We start from the raw sequence: 20,646 nt of genomic DNA on the forward strand, positions 1-20,646 counted from the left end.
CTGACGGCCCGGGAGGAGGGGGCCGGATGGTCATGCGCCCCGTTAACACAGGCGCCGCCCGGAGAAAACCTCGAATGAGAAAAGCTCAGCGCCGACGCGCCAGCGACCACTGGACTTCCGGCGTCTCGGCAAGCGGCATGGTCAGCGTCAGCTGGCGCGACGCGCGCACGCCCGAGGGATCGGCGAAGAACACATCCTCCTCCTCCTCGATGCCGATATCAAGGCAGGTCAGCGCCCAGGCCTCGCCATCGGGCGCGACCAGCCGCACCTCATTGTCGGAAGCCGGATAGAGCTGGATGTTCGGATGGACGTGGAAGCGCACGACGGCCGTGCCCTTGTCGATGGCGGCTCCGGGCGCGCCCGGCTTGAAGAAGCGCTCCCTGCCGCGAATTTCCGTTCCCGAGGCGGAAACGAAGATATCCCGCTCGTAGATCAGGCCGAAGCGCTGGAGATAGCCGTCATGGCTCGCCGTGATGCCGTCGGCGCCGGAATCGCGCTCGGCCCGGACGACATTCACCTTGCTGACGCCGCCGATGATGATCGGCCCGAGGAAGCGGGAGGTGGAGATGCGCGACGACGAGGTGTCGTTGAGGGTCGCGACCGAATGCGCCGCCGTCATGCGCGCCATCTGGCGCATCGCATCGCCGGCAAAGCGCGGCCGGCCGGAATTGACGATGAAACGGTTCTTGCCCGACGACATCTCGATGGAAAGCGTGCCGGCGGAATGCGTCGCGGAGAGATCGATGGATTTCGGCATGCCGGTATCCATCAGCACCACCGTCTCCTTCACGGCGAGCCGGTCGTAATTGATCGAAGGCAGGGCCTTGAAGGGCGCGCCGCCGGTCTCGTCGTAGCGCAGCACCGACATCAGTTCGTTGGCGAGCGTATAGGTCGCGCCGTTGAACAGCGCGAGTTCACCGCCCTGGTGGCGGAAGAAGCGCAGGGCCGGATAGATGCGGTCGATGCTCGGGATGAGCTGCAAGGGCATGTCGTGGCCGAGATTGACATAGGTCTGCCGCAGCGGCAGCAGGTCGAGCAGCAGGTCGAGCGCCGCCCGCGGATTGCGCGAGCAATGGCCGCCATCGGGCAGGATCTGCCGATCCAGCTCCGCATCGAGATTGCGGGCGGCGTTGCGCATCTTGGACGCGGTCGCGGGCATGGCGATCGAGGCCATGGCCAGCGCGATGCGCACGCGAAGCCGCGGCTCGCCGTCCCGCGTCGTATCGGCGACATGGCGCAGGTAACGCACCTGGAAGGCAAGGCTCTTGAGGAACCGGCGGTAGAACGGATAATCCGCGTCTTTCAGCACGACGGGCGAATGGGACAGCCAGGCGATGATGCGTTGCGCCGCGACATCCGGGCGCCAGGCAAGCCCGCCGATGACACGGCCGTGGCTTTGCAGCCAGTCATCGACGATGAAGCGGGCCGTATGCGCCGCCTTGTCGGGATCGACGAGCCGCAGATGGCGCAGCCAGCCGAAGGAATGCAGGCGGACGGCGAATTCCTCGGACGGGAGCTCCAGCGCGAAGGGTGATTCGCCCTCGCAATCCAATATGCGACCGGCAAGCGGGAAACGACCGGCGGTGATCTCTTCGCCGGCGAAGGAATCGGCGGGGTGCAGGTCGGTCGGCGCGACGATGAGGCGGTCCGGCGCGCCGCCGGAAAAGCGCACGGCGCTGATCTTGCCAAGCGCAAGCCTTCGCGAGAAGCGGCGCCAACCCTCACGCAGATACAGATAGAGAAGCCGTTGGCGGTCGGAAAGCTGCATGGTTAACAAATGCCTCCAAGCCTATAGGTAGGCCGAGGAGAGGAGCGGCGTCAATTCATCGCCTGCTGATGGACTGTTGATGACGGCAATATGCGGGGGATCAGCCGTTTCTGCGCAGCCGGACCGCATAGAAGCCATCGACGCCGCCGGCGTGGCCGGCGGTCGCAGGCAGCATGGCGGGCGTGGTGCGGAATTCGCCGCGCGGCGAAATCGCCTCCTCCAGGCCGGGCCAGTCCGCCGCGTCGACGGGAATGAGCCGCCAGTCCGGATTGTCCGCCAGCACCCGGTCGATCATGTCCTCACCCTCGGCGGGATCGAGCGAGCAGTTGGAGAAGACGAGATCGCCGCCCGGCTTCACCAGCGTCAACGCGTGGCGCAGCAGGCGTTCCTGCAGGCGTGCCAGCTTTTCGATATCCTCCGGCCCCTTGGTCCAGAGCACGTCGGGATGCTTGCGGATCGTGCCGGTCGAGGAGCAGGGCGCATCGAGCAGGACGGCATCGAACAGCGTCTCGGGGCGGAAATCCGCCATATTGGCCTCCAGCGTGGTCGCGGAAAGGCCGAGCCGCGCCAGATTGCTTTCCAGCCGCCGAAGCCGGTTGCCCGATTGGTCAAGCGCCGTCACGGCGCCACCGGCCAGCACAAGCTGCGCGGTCTTGCCGCCCGGTGCGGCGCACAGATCGGCGACATGCTTGCCCGCGAGGTCACCGAAAAGCCTGGCCGGCAGGCTGGCAGCGGCGTCCTGCACCCACCATTCTCCCGCCTCGAAACCCTCGAGCGCCGGAATCGCGCCGGAGGCGGCAGGCAGGCGAACGGAGCCGGTCGGCAGGACGAGCCCGCCCAGCTTGCCGGCCCAGCCAGAGGGATCCGATTTGACGGTGAGGTCGATGGCGGAGGGTTCCAGCACGGCATCGGCAATGCTGGCGGCATGCGCCTCGCCGTAAACCGATATCAGCCGCTCGTAGAACCAGGCCGGAATGACCGGCAGCGCCTGCGTGGCCGCAAGGTGCGTTGCCTTCTCGCGCGACAGGCGGCGCAGCACGGCATTGGTGAGACTGGCGAAACGGCGGTTGCGCGGATCGAGCTGCGCCTGTTCGACGGCGAGGTCGACGGCGGAATGATCGGGCACGTCGAGATAGAGGATCTGCGCGGCGGCCACCGTCAGCACATGATGCAGCGCGCGGGCGCCGTCCGGGAGCGGCGTGCCGACGAGCGTATCGAGGATCGCCTCGATGCGGGGCAGATGGCGCAACGCCGTGTTGATGATAGCGCGAACGAGCGCGCGGTCGGCGTCGTTCAGCTGCCGATAGGCCGGATTGCCGTTTTCGGGATCCAGCATCCCGTCGAGCGACGTCCTGCGGTCGACCACCGCCGCAAGGATCTTGGCGGCCGCCTGCCGGGCACGCAGGCCCGGTTTTTCGACGTGATCATCCACCGGCGCAGGCTTTTGAGCGCCTTTGCCACGATGACGGTTGGGATGCGGTTTTTTTCTGCGAATGTCGTCGTTCAAGACCAGGGACCCTTGGGTGGTTCGGAACCACCGCGTCCCCAGCCGGTGGTCGGGACGGAACGCGATTTGCGCGAGGCATTATCAGTCCGGACCGGTTCCGTCGAGCGGGCCTGCATGCCGCGGGCCAATTCCTGCAGCGCGGCGATACGGTTTTCCGTGTTCGGATGGGTCGAAAACAGGTTGTCCATGCGCTCGCCCGACAGCGGATTGATGATGAACATATGCGCCGTCGCCGGGTTATGCTCGGCGGCATCATTGGGAATGCGGCCGGCGGCGATCGCGATCTTCTTCAGGGCCGAGGCGAGCCAGAGCGGGTTGCCGCAGATTTCCGCGCCGCGCTTGTCGGCGGAATATTCGCGCGTGCGGCTGATCGCCATCTGCACCAGCATCGCGGCGAAGGGAGCGACGATCATGGCGATGAGAATACCGATGAAGCCGAGCGGATTGTTGTTCTCGCGGTTGCCGCTGCCGCCGAAGAACATCGCAAAGTTCGCCAGCATGGAGATCGCACCGGCAATCGTGGCCGTCAGCGTCATGGTGAGCGTATCGCGGTTCTGGATATGCGCCAGTTCATGCGCCATCACGCCGGCGACCTCCTCATAGCTCAGCGCCTGAAGAAGGCCGGTGGAGGCGGCGACGGCGGCGTTCTGCGGGTTGCGGCCGGTCGCAAAGGCGTTCGGCTGCTCGCTGTTGATGACGAAGACGCGCGGCATGGGCAGGCCGGCCCGCTTGGCGAGATCGCGTACGATGCCGTAATATTCCGGCGCCGAGCGTTCATCCACCTCCTTGGCGCCATACATGGACAGCACCATCTTGTCGGAATTCCAATAGGAGAAGAAGTTCATGGCGATCGCGACGAGGAGCGCGATCATCATGCCGCCCTTGCCGCCGATGAGCAGACCCACGCCCATGAAAAGCGCCGTCATGAAGGCGAGAAGCATGGCTGTGCGAAGGATGTTCATGCGTTTCCGGCTCCCGTAAAATCGTGTGCTTGCCTGACAATTCCCCGTGTCAAGGGAATGTTTCACGTGAATCAGCGCTTTCCACAGCGCGCTCACGCTCCTATATGATGGTGAACCAACAGCACGTCTTCAATATCCCTGGAGGATGCCGGTTTTCATGGAAAGCGACAACGACAATCATTCGGATGGCCGCAAGGTGCTCCCGCCCGCGGCGCAGCGCGCCCTGAAGGAAGCCGAAGAGCGACGCAAGGCGGCCGCCCCGGTCGAACGGGAACCCGAGATCGGCGGCCGCGGCGGCGAAGACCCCGCCCGCTTCGGCGACTGGGAAATCAAGGGCCGCGCCATCGACTTCTGAGGTTTGGGAAGCCGGCTCAGGAATCCGCTCCGTTCGTGCATCCCTGCCACCATCTCTCCTCCGTCATATTGACGGTACGGGTATGGAAGATCCTCGGGTCAAGCCCGAGGATGACGTAAGAGAGGTGGAGGGGCGTTGCCTCACTCAATACCCCTGCAAGCATCTCCCTAAATGAAAACGGCGGCCGATCGGCCGCCGTCTCGCTTTGTAGTAACGTCCGCTTCTCAGCCGCCCGCCTTGTTCTGGCGGTTGGCGATCAGGTCGTCGACGACGGCGGGATCGGCGAGCGTCGAGGTGTCGCCCAGCGAACCGAAATCATCCTCGGCGATCTTGCGCAGGATGCGTCGCATGATCTTGCCCGAGCGGGTCTTCGGCAGGCCCGGCGCGAACTGGATCTTATCCGGCGTCGCGATGGGGCCGATCTCCTTGCGGACGTGCTTGACCAGGTCCTGGCGCAACGCATCGTTACCTTCCTCACCGGCCATCAGCGAGACATAGCAATAGATGCCCTGGCCCTTGAGGCTATGCGGATAGCCGACGACGGCCGCTTCCGACACGAGATGGTGCGAGACGAGCGCCGATTCGATTTCCGCCGTGCCGAGGCGGTGGCCGGAAATGTTGAGCACGTCATCGACGCGGCCGGTGATCCAGTAGTAGCCGTCCTCGTCGCGGCGGCAGCCGTCGCCGGTAAAATACTTGCCCTTGTAGGTGGAGAAGTAGGTTTCGACGAAGCGCTTGTGATCGCCATAGACCGAGCGCATCTGGCCCGGCCAGCTGTCGGTGATGCAGAGGTTCCCGTCGGCGACGCCCTCCAGAACACGGCCCTCATTGTCGACCAGTTCCGGCTTGACGCCGAAGAAGGGCCGGGTCGCCGAGCCGGGCTTCAGCTCCGTCGCGCCGGGCAGGGGGGTGATGAGGATGCCGCCGGTCTCCGTCTGCCACCACGTATCGACGATCGGCGAGCGGCCTTCGCCGACCACGTTGTAATACCATTCCCAGGCCTCGGGGTTGATCGGCTCGCCGACCGAGCCGAGCAGCCGCAGCGACGAACGCGACGAACGCTTCACGAAATCGTCGCCTGCGCCCATGAGGGCGCGGATCGCGGTCGGTGCGGTATAGAAGATGTTGACCTTGTGCTTGTCGACCACCTCCCAGAAGCGGCCGGCATCCGGGAAATTCGGCACGCCTTCGAACATCACGGTCGTCGCGCGGTTGGCGAGCGGCCCGTAGACGATGTAGGAATGGCCGGTCACCCAGCCCACATCGGCCGTGCACCAGTAGATATCGCCGTCCTGGTAGTCGAAGACGTATTTGTGCGTCATCGAGGCATAGACGAGGTAGCCGCCGGTGGTGTGCAGCACGCCCTTCGGCTTGCCGGTCGAACCCGATGTATAGAGGATGAACAGCGGATCTTCCGCCTTCATCTTCGCCGGCGGACAATCGCGCGGCACGGTCAGCACTTCCTTGTGGTACCAGATGTCGCGGCCCGGCGCCCAGCCGGTCTTGCCGCCGGTGCGGCGCACGACGAGGACCTTGTTGACGATGACGTGCTGTTTGGCGGCGATATCGATCGCCGTGTCGGTGTTTTCCTTGAGCGGGATCGGCTTGCCGCCGCGCACGCCCTCGTCGCAGGTCACAACGAAGGTCGATTCGCAGTCAACAATACGGCCGGCCAGCGCATCCGGCGAAAAGCCGCCGAAGACCACAGAATGGATGGCGCCGATGCGCGCGCAGGCGAGCATGGCATAGGCCGCTTCCGGGATCATCGGCATGTAGATGGTGACGCGATCGCCCTTCTTCACGCCGTGCTTCTTCATCACATTCGCCATGCGGCAGACGTGTTCGTGAAGCTCGTTATAGGTGATCTTCTTGTCGATATATGGGTTGTCGCCTTCCCAGATGATGGCGATATCGTCGCCATGTGCCTTCAGGTGGCGGTCGATACAGTTGTAGGAGACGTTGGTGATGCCGTCTTCGAACCACTTGATCGAGACCTTGCCGGTAAACGAGGTGTTCTTGACCTTCGTATAAGGCTTGAACCAGTCGATCCGCATCCCGTGCTTGTCCCAGAAACGCTCCGGGTTCTCGATGCTTTCGCGATACCATTTCTGATAGGTGTCGTTGTCGATCAGCGTACGGCTTTTCGCGGATTTCAGGACCGGATAGGTCTTTGCGGACATGGATTCCTCCTCACTGCGCATGCGCGGGACACCGCTTTTCCTCCGGCCCCGGCCATTCCGGCACCATTCATATCAGGTCAAATCCTTCCGGCAATTAGACAAAAGGTCATTTGTGCTTGAAGAATTGCATTTCTGAGACAGTGAGGTTATAGAGGGCCGAATTCCCGGAACATTGTGGTTTACGACCCACGGCCCGCGACCCCGGCGCGGACGGACAGAAGGACTATATGCATGGCTCAGCAGCTCCTCATGCCAAAAGCGACCGCGGTCTGGTTGGTCGACAACACGGCGCTGTCTTTCGAACAGATCGCGACATTCTGCAAACTGCACCCGCTCGAAGTGAAGGCCATTGCCGACGGCGAATCGGCCCAGGGCATCAAGGGCCTCGACCCGATCGCCACCGGCCAGCTCTCGCGCGACGAGATCGCCCGCGCGGAAGCCAATCCCGCCCATAAGCTCAAGCTTTCCGACCCGAAGGTTCGCGTTCCAGAGTCCAAGCGTAAGGGCCCGCGTTACACGCCGGTTTCCAAGCGTCAGGATCGTCCCAACGCCATTCTCTGGCTGGTGCGCAACCATCCGGAACTCAAGGATGCGCAGATCTCGCGTCTCGTCGGCACCACCAAGTCGACGATCGAGCAGATCCGCGACCGCACCCACTGGAACTCGGCCAACCTGGCGCCGATGGACCCGGTGACGCTCGGCCTGTGCTCGCAGATCGATCTGGACCTGGAAGTCGAGCGCGCCTCCAAGGGCCGTCCGCTGCCGACCGCCGCCGAACTCGGCGCCACCCTCGAATCGGCCCAGGAAACGGAAAAGCTGCCCTACAGCACCGACCGCGAGGACGAGCAGGAAATCAACGCCGACGCCGTCTTCGCCAAGCTCAAGTCGCTGAAGTCGTCCACGCCGGACGAGGACGAAGACGACAACTTCTGAGCCGTCGTCAAATCGAATTGACAAAACCGGTCGCCAAAAGCGGCCGGTTTTTTGTCTCCGGCACCTTCAGGCTCCCGGTTGCCAACCGGGGTTTGCGTCTCAGCAGATCCTGCGCTCCGAAAGCGCCTCAGCGATCTCGTCCAGAATAACGGGGTCATCGATGGTCGCGGGCATCGTCCAATCCTGCCCGTCGGCGATCTTCTGCATGGTACCGCGCAGGATCTTGCCCGACCGGGTTTTCGGCAGCCGCTTCACGCAGATCACCGTCTTGAAGGCGGCGACGGGGCCGATCCGCTCGCGCACCATGGCAACCACCTCCTGTTCCACCTCCGATGATTCACGTGAAACACCGCTCTTCAAAACGAGGAAGCCGACCGGGATCTGCCCCTTCAACGCGTCGGTCACGCCGATGACCGCACATTCGGCGACGTCCCGGTGGCTGGCGCAGATTTCCTCCATCGCCCCCGTCGAAAGGCGATGGCCGGCGACATTGATGATGTCGTCGGTGCGCGACATGATGAAGACGTAACCGTCCTCATCGACATAGCCGGCATCCGCCGTCTTGTAGTAACCGGGAAACTCCGAAAGACAGGCCTCGCGAAACCGCGCATCGGCGTTCCAGAATGTCGGAAGGCAGCCGGGGGGCAGGGGCAGCTTGATGGCGATGTTGCCGAGCGTGCCCGGCGCCACCGCGTGGCCGGCATCGTCGAGCACATGCAGCTCGTAGCCCGGCATCGGCACGGTGGGCGAGCCATGTTTCACCGGCAGCCGGTCGAGACCGAGCGGATTGCCGACGATGGCCCAGCCGGTTTCCGTCTGCCACCAGTGATCGATGACGGGCACGCCGAGCACGGCCTCCGCCCAGCGCACCGTATCGGGATCGGCCCGCTCGCCCGCCAGAAACAGCGCCCGCAGGCTGGAGAGATCGCACCGTTTGACGAGAACGCCCTCCGGGTCCTCCTTGCGAATGGCGCGAAAGGCGGTGGGCGCGGTGAACAGCACCGAGACCCTGTACTCTTCCACCACGCGCCAGAAGGCGCCGGCGTCCGGCGTGCCGACCGGCTTGCCCTCGTAAAGCACCGTCGTGCTGCCGTTCAGCAGTGGCGCATAGACGATATAGGAATGGCCGACGACCCAGCCGATATCCGAGGCCGCCCAATAGACCTCGCCGGGTTCGACGCCGTACAGCGCCCGCATCGTCCAGGCGAGCGCCACCATGTGCCCGCCATTGTCACGGATGACGCCCTTCGGCTGACCGGTCGTGCCCGAAGTGTAGAGAATATAAAGCGGATCGGTTGCGGCGAGATCCGCACAGGGGACCGTCCGGCCCCGGGCCGCAGCGAGCGCCGGACCAAGATCGACATCGCGCGCGGGGTCGAACTCGGCCGTCAGTTCCGGCCGCTGCAACACGAGGCATCGCGCCGGCTTGTGCCGGGCCAGCGCGATGGCGACATCCAGCAGCGGTTTATACGCCACCACCCGGTTCGGCTCGACGCCGCAGCTTGCCGAGACGACCAGCTTGGCCGACGAATCGTCGATGCGCGTCGCAAGCTCGCTCGCCGCAAAGCCGCCGAAGACCACGGAATGGATCGCACCGATACGCGCGCAGGCCAGCATGGCGAACACGGCTTCCGGGATCATCGGCATATAGAGAATGACGCGGTCGCCCTTTTCCACCCCGTGATCGAGGAGCACGGCCGCCATGGCGCTGACATTCGAAAGCAGGTCGTCGTAGCTGTAGATCGCCTTGCGGCCGGTCACCGGGCTATCATGGATCAGCGCCACCTGGTCGCCGCGGCCGGCCGCGATGTGGCGATCCACGCAATTGTGACAGGTATTGCCGGTGGCATCGGGAAACCAGCGGCCATAGACACCTTGCCGCTCGTCGAAAATCGCATCCGGTGGCGTGAACCAGTCTATCGCCTGCGCGGCCTCGGCCCAGTGACGCGTGTGATCGTCCTTCCACGCGCGATAGATCTCGGCATAGGTCTTTTGCATCGTCTTCTCCCACATGCCCGGCCGCGGCCGGTTCCTCCGAGAGGAAGAATAGGGGAGGGCGATACCATCGCAAAGCCAGACCAAAGCCTGAGATGGACGGTCGGTATGCCTGGGCGCCGTTTCTCAGCGCGTGCCGAAGATCGCCGAACCGACGCGCACGCTGGTCGCGCCGAAACCGATGGCGACCTCGTAGTCACCCGACATGCCCATTGACAACCGGTCGAGGCTGCAGCGGGCGGCAAGCTTGGCCAGCAGGGCAAAATGCGGCCCGGGATTTTCATCCGCCGGCGGAATGCACATCAGGCCCTCGATGGTCAGGCCCAGCTCCTCGCGGCAGAAGGTCACGAAGGAGAGGGTATCATCAGGCGCAATGCCGGCCTTCTGGGGCTCGAGCCCCGTATTGACCTGCACGTAAAGCCGCAGCGCCCGTCCCTGCCGTTTCATCTCGTCGGCGATGCTGCGCGCGATCTTTTCCCGGTCGACCGTCTCGATCACGTCGAACAGGGCAACGGCATCCGCCGTCTTGTTCGATTGCAAGGGGCCGATCAGGTGCAACTCGATGCCGGCCGTCTGCGCGCGCAACTCCGGCCACTTGCCCTGCGCTTCCTGCACGCGGTTTTCGCCGAAGACGCGCTGCCCGGCTGCGATGGCGGGCCGGATCGCATCGGCATCGAAGGTCTTCGATACCGCGACCAGCGTGACCTGCTCCGGCTTGCGGCCAGCCTCGCTTGCGGCCTTGCGCACGCGGCTGTGCACCTCTTCGAGACGGTCCTCAAGTTCCATGATCACTCTCCATCGGCGAAGGCAGGCCGGGCGGATTCGAAGGGCAAATCTGCGGAAACGGCATGCGCGGGCATCCAGACCCCGGACCTAGCGAAAACGGCACGCCTTGCCAAGCGCCGCAAGCCCGGAAAACTTGACGCTTCGGTGGTTTCATGATGAAGGTCTCGACACCATATTCGCAGGGGCGAACCGCCCTCCAAGACTCCCAAAAGACTTCCGGAACATCAAAGACATGGCCACCGAACGTTACAACCCGCGCGATGCCGAACCCCGCTGGCAGGCAAAATGGAACGATGAAAACGTCTTCCTGACCGACAACGACGACCCGCGCGAGAAGTACTACGTCCTCGAGATGTTCCCCTATCCCTCCGGCCGCATCCATATGGGCCATGTGCGCAACTATGCCATGGGCGACGTGGTCGCGCGCTACAAGCGCGCGCGCGGTTACAACGTGCTGCATCCGATGGGCTGGGATGCCTTCGGCATGCCGGCCGAAAACGCTGCCATGCAGAACAAGGTCCATCCCAAGGGCTGGACCTACGAGAACATCGCGACCATGCGCGGCCAGCTGAAATCGATGGGCCTGTCGCTCGACTGGTCACGCGAATTCGCCACCTGCGACGTCGAATACTATCAGCGCCAGCAGCACCTGTTCCTGGATTTCCTGGAGAAGGGTCTGGTCTACCGCAAGCAGTCCAAGGTGAACTGGGATCCGGTCGACCATACCGTCCTCGCCAACGAGCAGGTCATCGACGGCCGTGGCTGGCGGTCCGGCGCGCTGGTCGAACAGCGCGAGTTGACGCAGTGGTTCTTCCGCATCACCGATTTCAGCCAGGATCTGCTCGATTCGCTGGAGACGCTCGACCAATGGCCGGAAAAGGTCCGGCTGATGCAGAGCAACTGGATCGGCCGCTCCGAAGGCATGCTGGTCCGCTGGGAAGTGGTCAAGGACACCGAACGCGCAGCGGCGGCATTGCGCGCCGAAGAGCAGCTCTCACCCGAAATCACCGTGTACACGACGCGCCCCGACACGCTGTTCGGCGCATCCTTCATCGCGATCGCGGCCGACCACCCGTGGGCCAAGGCCGCTGCCGCGCAGAATCCGGCTATCGAAGCCTTTGCCGAAGAGTGCCGCCGCGCCGGCACGTCGCTCGCTGCGCTCGAAACGGCCGAGAAGAAGGGCATCGACACCGGCATTCGCGTGCGCCATCCCTTCGACCCGGAATGGGAGCTGCCGGTCTACATCGCCAATTTCGTGCTGATGGACTACGGCACGGGCGCGATTTTCGGCTGCCCGTCCGGCGACCAGCGCGACCTGGATTTCGCCCGCAAATACGACCTGCCCGTCGTGCCCGTCGTCATGCCGAAGGGTGCGGATGCCGCGAGCTTCACCATTGGTGACGAAGCCTATGTCGGCGACGGCGTGATGATCAACTCGCGTTTCCTGGATGGTCTCGACACCAGGGAAGCCTTCGAGGACGTCGCCAACCGCCTCAGCGCCGCCACCCTCGGCAACAGGCCGGTGGGCGAGCGCAAGGTGAATTTCCGCCTGCGCGACTGGGGCATTTCGCGCCAGCGCTACTGGGGCTGCCCGATCCCGGTCATCCATTGCGAGGACTGCGGCGTCGTTCCCGTGCCGAAGGCCGACCTGCCGGTGAAGCTGCCGGACGACGTGACCTTCGACAAGCCGGGCAACCCGCTCGACCGCCATCCGACCTGGCGTCACGTCGCCTGCCCGAATTGCGGCAAGGATGCACGCCGCGAGACCGACACGATGGATACCTTCGTCGATTCGTCCTGGTACTTCGCCCGCTTCACCGCGCCGTGGGAAAACAATCCGACCGATCCGGCGGCCGCCAATGCCTGGCTGCCGGTCGACCAGTATATCGGCGGCATCGAGCATGCGATCCTGCACCTGCTCTATTCGCGCTTCTTCACCCGCGCCATGCAAGCGACCGGCCATCTCGATCTCAAGGAACCCTTCAAGGGCCTCTTCACGCAGGGCATGGTGGTGCATGAAACCTACAGCCGCGGCGAGGGTGCCAAGCGCGAATGGGTAACACCGGCCGAGATCCGCATCGAGGATATCGACGGCAGGCGGCGCGCGATCCACGTCGAATCCGGCGAAGAAGTCGCCATCGGCTCGATCGAGAAGATGTCGAAATCCAAGAAGAACGTGGTCGACCCGGACGACATCATCGCCTCCTACGGTGCCGATACGGCCCGCTTCTTCATGCTGTCGGACTCGCCGCCGGACCGCGACGTGATCTGGTCGGAAGCTGGCGTCGAAGGCGCGCACCGCTTCATTCAGCGTGTCTGGCGCCTGCTGTCCGAAGCCGCACCGGCCCTGAAGGCCGTGCAAGGCCGGCCGGGCGCCGAAGGCGAAGCACTGGCGGTATCGCAGGTCGCGCACCGCACGCTGAAGGCCGTCCAGGGCGACTACGACAAGCTTGCCTTCAACAAGGCGGTGGCCCGCATCTACGAATTCGTCAATACGCTGGCCGCACCGCTGACCACGGCCGCCGCCGGAAACGCCTCGGACGACCTCGTGGCCGCCCTGCGCGACGCCGTCGATATCCTGATCCGTATCGTCGCGCCGATGACGCCGCACCTTGCCGAGGAATGCTGGCGTGCCATCGGCGGCGAGGGCCTCATCGCCATGAGCGCGTGGCCGGAATACGAAGAGCGCCTCGTCGCCGAAAACGAAGTGACGCTGCCCGTGCAGATCAACGGCAAGAAGCGTGCGGATTTGACAATCAGCCGCGACGCAGACCAGAGTGCGGTCGAGGCCGCGGTTCTGGCCATAGAGGCGGTCCAGGCCGCTCTTGCCGGCCAGCGCCCGAAGAAGATCATCGTCGTACCGCAGAGGATCGTGAATGTTGTTGTCTAACGGAACCGGTTTCTCGCGGCTTGGAAAGACCATCGCGGGCGTCCTGCTTCTGGCCGCCGTCGCCGGCTGCCAGGTGCGTCCCCTCTATTCCACGGCAAGCGGCACGGAAGGCAAGCTTGCATCGGTGTCGATCCCAGAGATCAACAACCGCGTCGGGCAGCAGGTTCGCAACGACCTGATCTTCCTCTTCGCCGGCGGCGCGGGCGAGCCGCAGAATGCCGCCTACCGGCTCGACCTGAGCGTCACCGCGGGAACGGGCGGCGTGCTCAACGACCCCGCGACCGACACGATGCGCGCAGGCCGCACGACCGTTTCGGGAACCTTCACCCTGGTGAAGGTCGATACGGGCGAAACGGTCACCTCCGGTAAGCGCTCCGCAATCGCCCTCGTCGACTTTCCCAGGCAGGAATTCGCCAAGGTCCGCGCCATTCGCGATGCGGAAAACCGCGCCGCCCGCGAGCTTGCCGAGCTGATCCGCGCCGACGTCGCCACGGCGCTCAGCCGTCGCTGATCTGTCATGGCGGAAGTGAAGTCGCACGAATTCGACGCCTTCCTGAAACGGAAGCCGTTGCCCGTGCGGCTTTTTCTGATCTACGGCCCCGACAGGGGCCTGGTCTCCGAGCGGGCGGCGGCAATCGCGGCAGCCAGCGGCGTCGATCTCGATGACGCCTTCTCCGTTGTGAAACTCGATGCCGGCGAAATCGGCAGCCAACCGGGGCGCCTGATGGACGAGATGAACGCCATCGGCCTTTTCGGCGGCGAACGGCTCGTCTGGGTCCGCAATGCCGCAGGCGAGAAAGGCGTCGCCGACGCCATCGATATGCTGGCCAGCGCATCCCCCGGCCCCTCGACACTCATCGTCGAGGCCGGCGACCTCAAGAAGGGCTCCGCCCTGCGGAAGGCGGCGGAAGCCGCATCCCAGGCCGTTGCGATCCCGTGTTATGCCGATGACGGACGCGCGCTTCAGGCGCTGATCGATCAGGAGCTTGCAGCAGAGGGCCTTCGTATTGCGCCCGCAGCACGCCAGCGGCTCGTTGAAACGATCGGCGGCGACCGACTAGCTTCCCGTAACGAACTGCGCAAGCTCACGCTTTACTGCCGCGGACGCGATCTCATTGAGGAGCAGGATGTCGAGGACATCGTCGGGGATGCCAGCGCCATCTCCACCGATGACGCGATCGATGCGATCCTCAAGGGCGACAAGGACGGTTTTCTCCACGCGATCCAGAAGATCGTGACGTCGAAAACACCCATTTTCCTCGTGCTGCAGGGCTGCCTCAGGCAGTTCCAGCTCTTGGAACTGATGCGTGCGGAAATGGACGAGAAACGGGCACCGGCCGCCCAGGCCATGGCAACGCTCGGCCGCCATCTGCATTTCCGGCGCAAGCCGATCGTGGAAAACGCGCTGAAGACATGGGCTTCGCCCGCAATCCGGCGTGAAACGCAGCGCCTGCAGGCCGCCATTCTGCAAAGCCGGCAGCGACCGGCCCTGGAAGACACCATCGCCATGCAGACCCTGCTGGCGACGGTGCTGCAATCCGCACGGCGTTGAATCCGGCTAAGAAAGTTACCGGCGTTCCAGAAGCCGGCAGATTTCCTCCAGCTGCTCCAGCGTTTTGTAGGAAATCTTCAGGTGCCCGCCATTGCCCTTGTGGTTGACGGTCACGTCGAGACCCAGGACATCGGACAGCGTGCGCTCCAGCGCCAGCGTATCGGCATCCTTCTCGTCCTTGCGCGGCGCCTGGCCGTGGTTCGGATCGCTCTGCGACTTGATATCGTTCTGCGCCAGACGCTCGGCATCGCGCACCGACATGCCCTTGGCGACAATCGCCCGGGCGAGTGCGACCGGGTCGGAGGTCGGGACAAGCGCACGCGCATGACCCGCCGAAAGCGTGCCCGACGCCAGCATTTCCCTGACAGGATCCGGCAGCTTCAACAGGCGAAGGCTGTTTGCCACGTGACTGCGGCTCTTGCCGATGATTTCGCCGAGGTCGTTTTGCGTATAACCGTGATCGGCGATCAACAGCTCGTATCCCATCGCTTCTTCAAGCGGGTTGAGATCGGAGCGCTGGACGTTCTCGACGATGGCGATTTCCAGCGCCGTACGGTCATCGACGTCGCGGATGATGACAGGAATATCCGTGAGGCCCGCAAGCTGCGCCGCACGCCAGCGCCGCTCACCGGCAATGATCTCGTAGCGGTTGTCGGACGTGGTGCGCACGACCACCGGCTGGACGATGCCGTGCTGGCGGATCGAGGACGCAAGATCCTGAAGTTCCGACTCGTCGAAGTACCGGCGCGGATTGCGAGGGTTGCGCCCGACAAACTCGATGGGGACGAGCCGATCAGGGTTCACCGATGGCGCGGCGCCAATCTCGGCGGCTGGAATCTGGTCCATCTCGCCGATCAGGGCCGCAAGTCCACGGCCAAGCCGCCTCTTTGAGTTGTCTTCATTCATCGATTCTACTCACAGATACGAATGTCAGGCGGCCTTGCGCTGCCTTTCACGCTGAATGACCTCGGAAGCGAGCTGAAGATAAGCCTGGCTTCCGGCGCATTTGAGATCGTAAAGAATGGCCGGTTTACCATAGGACGGCGCTTCCGACACCCGCACATTCCGGGGAATGAGCGTGTGGTAGACCTTTTCGCCAAGATGGGTGCGCACGTCGTTGACGACCTGCTGCGCCAGATTGTTGCGCGAATCGAACATGGTCAGCACGATCCCCTGGATATCGAGGCGCGGATTGACGGTGCGACGCACCTGATCGACGGTCTCCAGCAACTGACTCAAACCTTCCAGCGCGAAGAACTCGCACTGCAGCGGTACCAGAACGGAATGCGCCGCGGCAAGCGCGTTCATCGTAAGGAGATTGAAGGACGGCGGGCAATCGACCAGGACGTAAGAGTAAGTCATTGCATCGGCCGATGCCAGTGCGCGCTTGAGGCGGAACACCCGATCGTTCTGCTGGGCGATTTCCATTTCGATACCGAGCAGGTCCATGGTCGACGGAATGATCGACAGATTCGGCACCGCTGTCGCCAGCGCCGTCTCCGCTACACCATGGCTGCCGACCAGAAGATCGTAGGACGAGAGTTCGCGATTGCGCCGGTCGATGCCGAGACCCGTGCTGGCATTGCCCTGCGGATCGAGGTCGACGATCAGAACCCGTTCGCCGATGGCGGCGAGGGCGGTCGCCAGGTTGATGGCCGTCGTCGTCTTGCCGACGCCGCCCTTCTGGTTTGCAATGGTGATGATCCGGTTCTTCTCGCCTATCATGGACGCTGCCAGTCTCACTGAGGTTGTCGCGAAAGCTTTGCGATTTCGAGCACGACAGAATCCGGCTCGACCACACTGGCATGTTTTACCAGATCGAATCTCCAGCGACCAAGCGCTTTATCGACCTCGCGCTGGTAATCCCGGCCTTTGTGCAGAAAAAAGCTGAGGTCGGGATTTCGTTCGGCCCAGGGCAAACCGAATTCCAACAGCAAATCGAGATCGGCGAGGGCACGCGCCGAAATAGCATCACAACGCTCGATGACAGCAGGAGCCTGCTCGATGCGGATGGCATGAACAGACGCGCGGGCGCCCGTTTCCAGGATCGCCGTCCGCAGGAACGCCGCCTTCTTGTTGTTGCTTTCAACGAGATGCACCCATCCGTCACCGATTCCGGCCAACAGGATGCCTGTCACAATCCCCGGGAAGCCGCCTCCGCTACCAAGATCGGCCCATATCCGCGCACCCGGTCGAAGGGCGTAAATCTGAGCGCTATCGACGATATGACGGTTCCAGACCTCCGACAGGGTGGAGGGTGCGACGAGATTGATCGCCTTCGCCCATTTCTGAAACAGCGCGACAAAGATCGTCAGGCGCTCTTCAGTTTCACGTGAAACATCGAGATCGCGTAAAAGCCGGGGAAGTGCAGTCATGTCTTCGCAATTCTTTGCGCCGGTTCGGTACCCAGGCGTTTGAGATAAGCAAGCAGGAGGGTGAGGGCGGCGGGGGTAACGCCATCCACGCGGGCCGCCTGCGCCAGGTTGGCAGGCCGCGCGGCCGTCAGCTTCTGACGCAGCTCGATGGAGAGGCCCGGCAGCGTGTTGAAGTCGAAATCATCCGGAATCTGCCGCTGCTCCTCGCGGCGCGCCTCCGAAATATCCGCTTCCTGTCGGTTCATATAGACCGCATAGGCCGCCTCGATTTCGACCGCCTCGGAAACGCGGGCAGGCACATCGGCGAGCGCTTCAGGCCAGACGGCCGCGAGGCGCGCATAATCGATGTCAGGATAAGCGAGAAGCTCATAGGCGCTGCGCCGCACACCGTCCTGGTTCAAGCGGATGCCGTGAATCCCAGCCTCATTGGGGGATAGCTTCAGCGCGCGCAACGTCCCGCGTAGCGCCTGAATCGCGTCGGACCAAGCCGAAAAACGGGCCTCCCGCTCGCGACCGACGATACCGAGATCGATCCCAAGCGGCGTCAGGCGAACATCGGCATTGTCTGCGCGCAGGGAGAGGCGATACTCTGCCCGCGAGGTAAACATGCGATAGGGCTCCGTGACGCCGCGCGAGGTCAGGTCGTCGATCATCACGCCGATATAGCTGTCCGTCCGGCTGAAAACGTGCCCGTCGCGACCGGCGGCCCGGCGCGCGGCATTCAGGCCCGCAACGAGACCCTGTGCCGCTGCTTCCTCATATCCGGTCGTGCCGTTGATCTGGCCGGCAAGAAAAAGGCCTTCCTGGCGCTTCACTTCCAGCGTGGGAGAAAGCTCGCGCGGATCGACATGGTCGTACTCGATGGCGTAACCCGGCTGGAGGATGGTAACGGTCTCAAGCCCGGGTATCGTATGGATGAACGCGGCCTGGACGTCCGCCGGGAGCGACGTCGAAATACCGTTGGGATACACGGTAGGATCATCGAGGCCTTCCGGCTCCAGAAAGATCTGATGTCCGTCCCGCTCGCCGAACTTGACGATCTTGTCCTCGATCGACGGGCAGTAGCGCGGCCCGACACCCTCGATCTGCCCCGAATACATGGCGGATTTGCCGATGTTCTCTTCGATAATGCGATGCGTCGCTGATGTCGTGCGCGTGACCCCGCATTCGATCTGCGGCGTCGTGATTCGGTCCGTCATGAAGGAGAAGGGAACGGGCTCCTCATCCGCAGCCTGGCGGCCGACCGCCGCCCAGTCGATGGTGCGCCCGTCCAGTCGCGCCGGCGTTCCCGTCTTGAGACGGCCCAGAGCAAGACCCAGGCGTTCAAAAGTCGCCGACAAACCAAGGGATGGGGCTTCCCCAACACGTCCCGCCGGGATCTTTTCGTTGCCGATATGAATAAGGCCACGCAGGAAGGTTCCGGTGGTAACCACCACGGCACGACAGGACAGGGAACGTCCGTCTTTAAGGGTCAGCCCGGCAACGCGCCCCTGATCAAGGACGATGTCGAAGGCGTCGCCTTCGACAATAGCAAGATTTGCAATGGAAGCGGCTTCAGCTTGCATGGCTTCGCGATACAGCTTCCGGTCCGCTTGGGTGCGTGGTCCGCGCACGGCCGGGCCCTTGCGACGGTTCAACAAGCGGAATTGAATGCCCGCCTTATCCGCGACCCGGCCCATCAGCCCATCAAGTGCATCCACTTCCCTGACGAGATGCCCTTTGCCAAGGCCGCCAATGGCCGGGTTACAGGACATCACGCCGATCGTGCTCGCCTTGTGCGTGACCAGCGCGGTCGAAGCACCGAAACGCGCTGACGCCGCGGCCGCTTCCATGCCGGCATGCCCACCGCCGATAACGATGACGTCGTAATGATCTTTTGTGGTCATGGTTCATCCACCTGTTTCACGTGAAACGCGTCACACGACTCGTAGACGTTGTACTGTTTCACGTGAATCATTTTCCTATGCAGAATTCCGAGAAGATGACGTCAAGAAGATTCTCGACATCGACCCGGCCCGTGATCCGTCCAAGGGCCTGACCCGCCAAACGCAGATGCTCCGCCTGGATATCGAGGCCCGCGGACGCATTCTCCAGCGCCGCCAGAATATGCTGCCGGCAGGTCACAAGACCGTCCCTGTGCCGCGCGCGCGTCGGCAATGCCAAAGCGTTCCCGACTTCGAGCGTCGGCAGATAAGCTCTGATCCGCTCGATCAGGTCGTCGACACCGTCACCGGATTTGGTGGAGATCATAACATCGATCGCGCTATCCGGCAAAGTCTCGCCAAAAATGTCCGATTTGCTTCGAATGCGCAGAAATGGCCCACTGAAATTCCCCAGGAAGTCCGCCGCGTCCGTATCATCATCGTCGGAAAGCAGGAGGACCAGATCCGCCTGTTGAAGCGAAAGCCGGGTGCGCCGGATACCCTCGCGCTCCACCACATCATCCGTCTCCCGCAAACCCGCGGTGTCGTAAAGACGAACCGCATAACCGCCAATATCGAGATCGGCATGCAGGACATCGCGCGTCGTGCCGGGGACATCGGTGACAATCGCGACGTCACGCTGTGCGAGATAGTTGAGAAGGCTCGACTTCCCGGCATTGGGCGGGCCCGCGATGACCACTTTCAGGCCATCTCTGACAATCTCGCCCACACGCGCGCCGTCGGTATGGTTAAGGATGTCTTGCGACAAAGCGCGCATGTCCGCCCAGATGGACGCAGCAACGGAACCGGGCACATCATCTTCGTCCGCAAAATCGAGTTCTGCTTCGATCATCGCGCGCGCATGCGTCAATCGTTTCGCCCACGAATCGTACAGGCGCGACAAGCCGCCGGACGCCTGCTCCGCTGCGAGCCGGCGCTGCATTTCGGTCTCTGCGGCGATCAGGTCCGCCAAACCCTCGACCTCGACCAGGTCCATGCGGCCATTCAGGAAAGCGCGTCTTGAGAACTCACCGGCTTCCGCCGGACGCAGACCGTCGATAGCGCCCAAGGCAGAAAGCACGGCGGCGACGGTGGCGCGCCCGCCATGAATTTGCAGTTCCGCACAATCCTCGCCGGAAAAAGAGTTGGGCCCCGGGAAGAACAGCACGATTCCCTGGTCGATCACGTCACCGTTGCGGCCTCGAATCGATCGCAGCGATGCCCGGCGCTCAGGGGGCACCGCGCCGCAAAGCTGCGCCACCGCGGTGCGGCAATCCGGTCCGCTGATGCGGATGACCGCAACCCCGGAGGGTAAGCCGCCGCTCGACAGAGCAAAAATGGTTCCAGCACGCATCTAAACTATTCCGGATACGAATCGAAAGGGTTCGTTTCGGTCGAGAATCGATATGGTCTCAAACAAA

At 63.4% G+C, this 20,646-nt stretch carries 16 protein-coding genes; 5 read left to right on the forward strand and 11 right to left on the reverse strand.

What is annotated here, in order from left to right:
* Positions 1-85 precede the first annotated feature (85 nt).
* From B5M41_RS12135 to htpX, 3 genes are all read right to left on the reverse strand, one after another.
* Entirely contained in the window at positions 86-1,768 is a 1,683-nt protein-coding gene (locus B5M41_RS12135) for a heparinase II/III family protein (RefSeq protein WP_134648493.1), read from the reverse strand.
* Positions 1,769-1,868: 100 nt separating this feature from the next.
* A complete protein-coding gene (locus B5M41_RS12140) occupies positions 1,869-3,275 on the reverse strand; it encodes an RsmB/NOP family class I SAM-dependent RNA methyltransferase (protein ID WP_134648496.1) in 1,407 nt (468 codons plus the stop codon).
* Positions 3,272-4,237 (reverse strand): zinc metalloprotease HtpX, encoded by a 966-nt coding sequence (htpX, locus tag B5M41_RS12145; protein ID WP_134648498.1) that lies wholly within the window; start codon positions 4,235-4,237, stop codon positions 3,272-3,274. Before htpX ends, B5M41_RS12140 begins: the two co-directional genes overlap by 4 nt.
* 157 nt (positions 4,238-4,394) lie before the next feature.
* Here htpX and B5M41_RS12150 point away from each other — a divergent pair, with 157 nt between their 5' ends.
* Positions 4,395-4,592: a DUF1674 domain-containing protein gene (locus tag B5M41_RS12150; RefSeq protein ID WP_134648500.1), complete on the forward strand. Its 198-nt coding sequence runs from the start codon at positions 4,395-4,397 to the stop codon at positions 4,590-4,592.
* A gap of 224 nt (positions 4,593-4,816) precedes the next feature.
* Here B5M41_RS12150 and acs read toward each other — a convergent pair whose 3' ends face one another.
* Positions 4,817-6,772, reverse strand: coding sequence for an acetate--CoA ligase (gene acs / locus B5M41_RS12155; protein WP_134648502.1), 1,956 nt, complete (start codon positions 6,770-6,772; stop codon positions 4,817-4,819).
* Between the two features lie 231 nt (positions 6,773-7,003).
* On the opposite strand from acs, the gene B5M41_RS12160 reads away from it, so the two are divergent.
* Positions 7,004-7,705, forward strand: a complete 702-nt coding sequence (locus tag B5M41_RS12160; protein ID WP_134648504.1) for a DUF1013 domain-containing protein — start codon at positions 7,004-7,006, stop codon at positions 7,703-7,705.
* 99 nt (positions 7,706-7,804) lie between these two features.
* On the opposite strand, the gene B5M41_RS12165 is transcribed toward B5M41_RS12160, so the two are convergent.
* Positions 7,805-9,703, reverse strand: coding sequence for a propionyl-CoA synthetase (locus B5M41_RS12165; protein WP_134648506.1), 1,899 nt, complete (start codon positions 9,701-9,703; stop codon positions 7,805-7,807).
* Between the two features lie 123 nt (positions 9,704-9,826).
* Positions 9,827-10,486 (reverse strand): YggS family pyridoxal phosphate-dependent enzyme, encoded by a 660-nt coding sequence (locus B5M41_RS12170; protein WP_134648508.1) that lies wholly within the window; start codon positions 10,484-10,486, stop codon positions 9,827-9,829.
* Between the two features lie 232 nt (positions 10,487-10,718).
* Here B5M41_RS12170 and leuS point away from each other — a divergent pair, with 232 nt between their 5' ends.
* From leuS to holA, 3 genes are read left to right on the forward strand one after another with little or no spacing between them, the layout of a single operon-like run.
* Entirely contained in the window at positions 10,719-13,376 is a 2,658-nt protein-coding gene (gene leuS / locus B5M41_RS12175; protein WP_134648510.1) for a leucine--tRNA ligase, read from the forward strand.
* The gene (lptE, locus tag B5M41_RS12180; protein ID WP_134648511.1) at positions 13,363-13,887 is read left to right on the forward strand and encodes an LPS assembly lipoprotein LptE; all 525 of its coding nucleotides are present in this window, start codon (positions 13,363-13,365) and stop codon (positions 13,885-13,887) included. Before leuS ends, lptE begins: the two co-directional genes overlap by 14 nt.
* A 6-nt stretch (positions 13,888-13,893) precedes the next feature.
* A complete protein-coding gene (gene holA / locus B5M41_RS12185) occupies positions 13,894-14,928 on the forward strand; it encodes a DNA polymerase III subunit delta (RefSeq protein WP_134648512.1) in 1,035 nt (344 codons plus the stop codon).
* 15 nt (positions 14,929-14,943) lie between these two features.
* Here holA and B5M41_RS12190 read toward each other — a convergent pair whose 3' ends face one another.
* From B5M41_RS12190 to mnmE, 5 genes are all read right to left on the reverse strand, one after another.
* Positions 14,944-15,834, reverse strand: coding sequence for a ParB/RepB/Spo0J family partition protein (locus tag B5M41_RS12190; protein ID WP_134648514.1), 891 nt, complete (start codon positions 15,832-15,834; stop codon positions 14,944-14,946).
* Positions 15,835-15,858: 24 nt separating this feature from the next.
* Positions 15,859-16,653 (reverse strand): ParA family protein, encoded by a 795-nt coding sequence (locus tag B5M41_RS12195; RefSeq protein ID WP_134648516.1) that lies wholly within the window; start codon positions 16,651-16,653, stop codon positions 15,859-15,861.
* Between the two features lie 14 nt (positions 16,654-16,667).
* On the reverse strand, positions 16,668-17,303 hold the full coding sequence (rsmG, locus tag B5M41_RS12200; protein WP_134648518.1) for a 16S rRNA (guanine(527)-N(7))-methyltransferase RsmG: 636 nt from the start codon (positions 17,301-17,303) through the stop codon (positions 16,668-16,670).
* A complete protein-coding gene (gene mnmG / locus B5M41_RS12205; protein WP_134648520.1) occupies positions 17,300-19,189 on the reverse strand; it encodes a tRNA uridine-5-carboxymethylaminomethyl(34) synthesis enzyme MnmG in 1,890 nt (629 codons plus the stop codon). The genes rsmG and mnmG overlap by 4 nt, the downstream gene beginning before the upstream one ends.
* 67 nt (positions 19,190-19,256) lie before the next feature.
* Complete coding sequence (gene mnmE / locus B5M41_RS12210; protein ID WP_134648522.1) at positions 19,257-20,579, reverse strand: tRNA uridine-5-carboxymethylaminomethyl(34) synthesis GTPase MnmE; 1,323 nt, start codon at positions 20,577-20,579, stop codon at positions 19,257-19,259.
* Positions 20,580-20,646 lie beyond the last annotated feature (67 nt).

The sequence above is a fragment of the Shinella sumterensis genome, assembly GCF_004514425.2.
GTDB classification, from domain to species: domain Bacteria; phylum Pseudomonadota; class Alphaproteobacteria; order Rhizobiales; family Rhizobiaceae; genus Shinella; species Shinella sumterensis.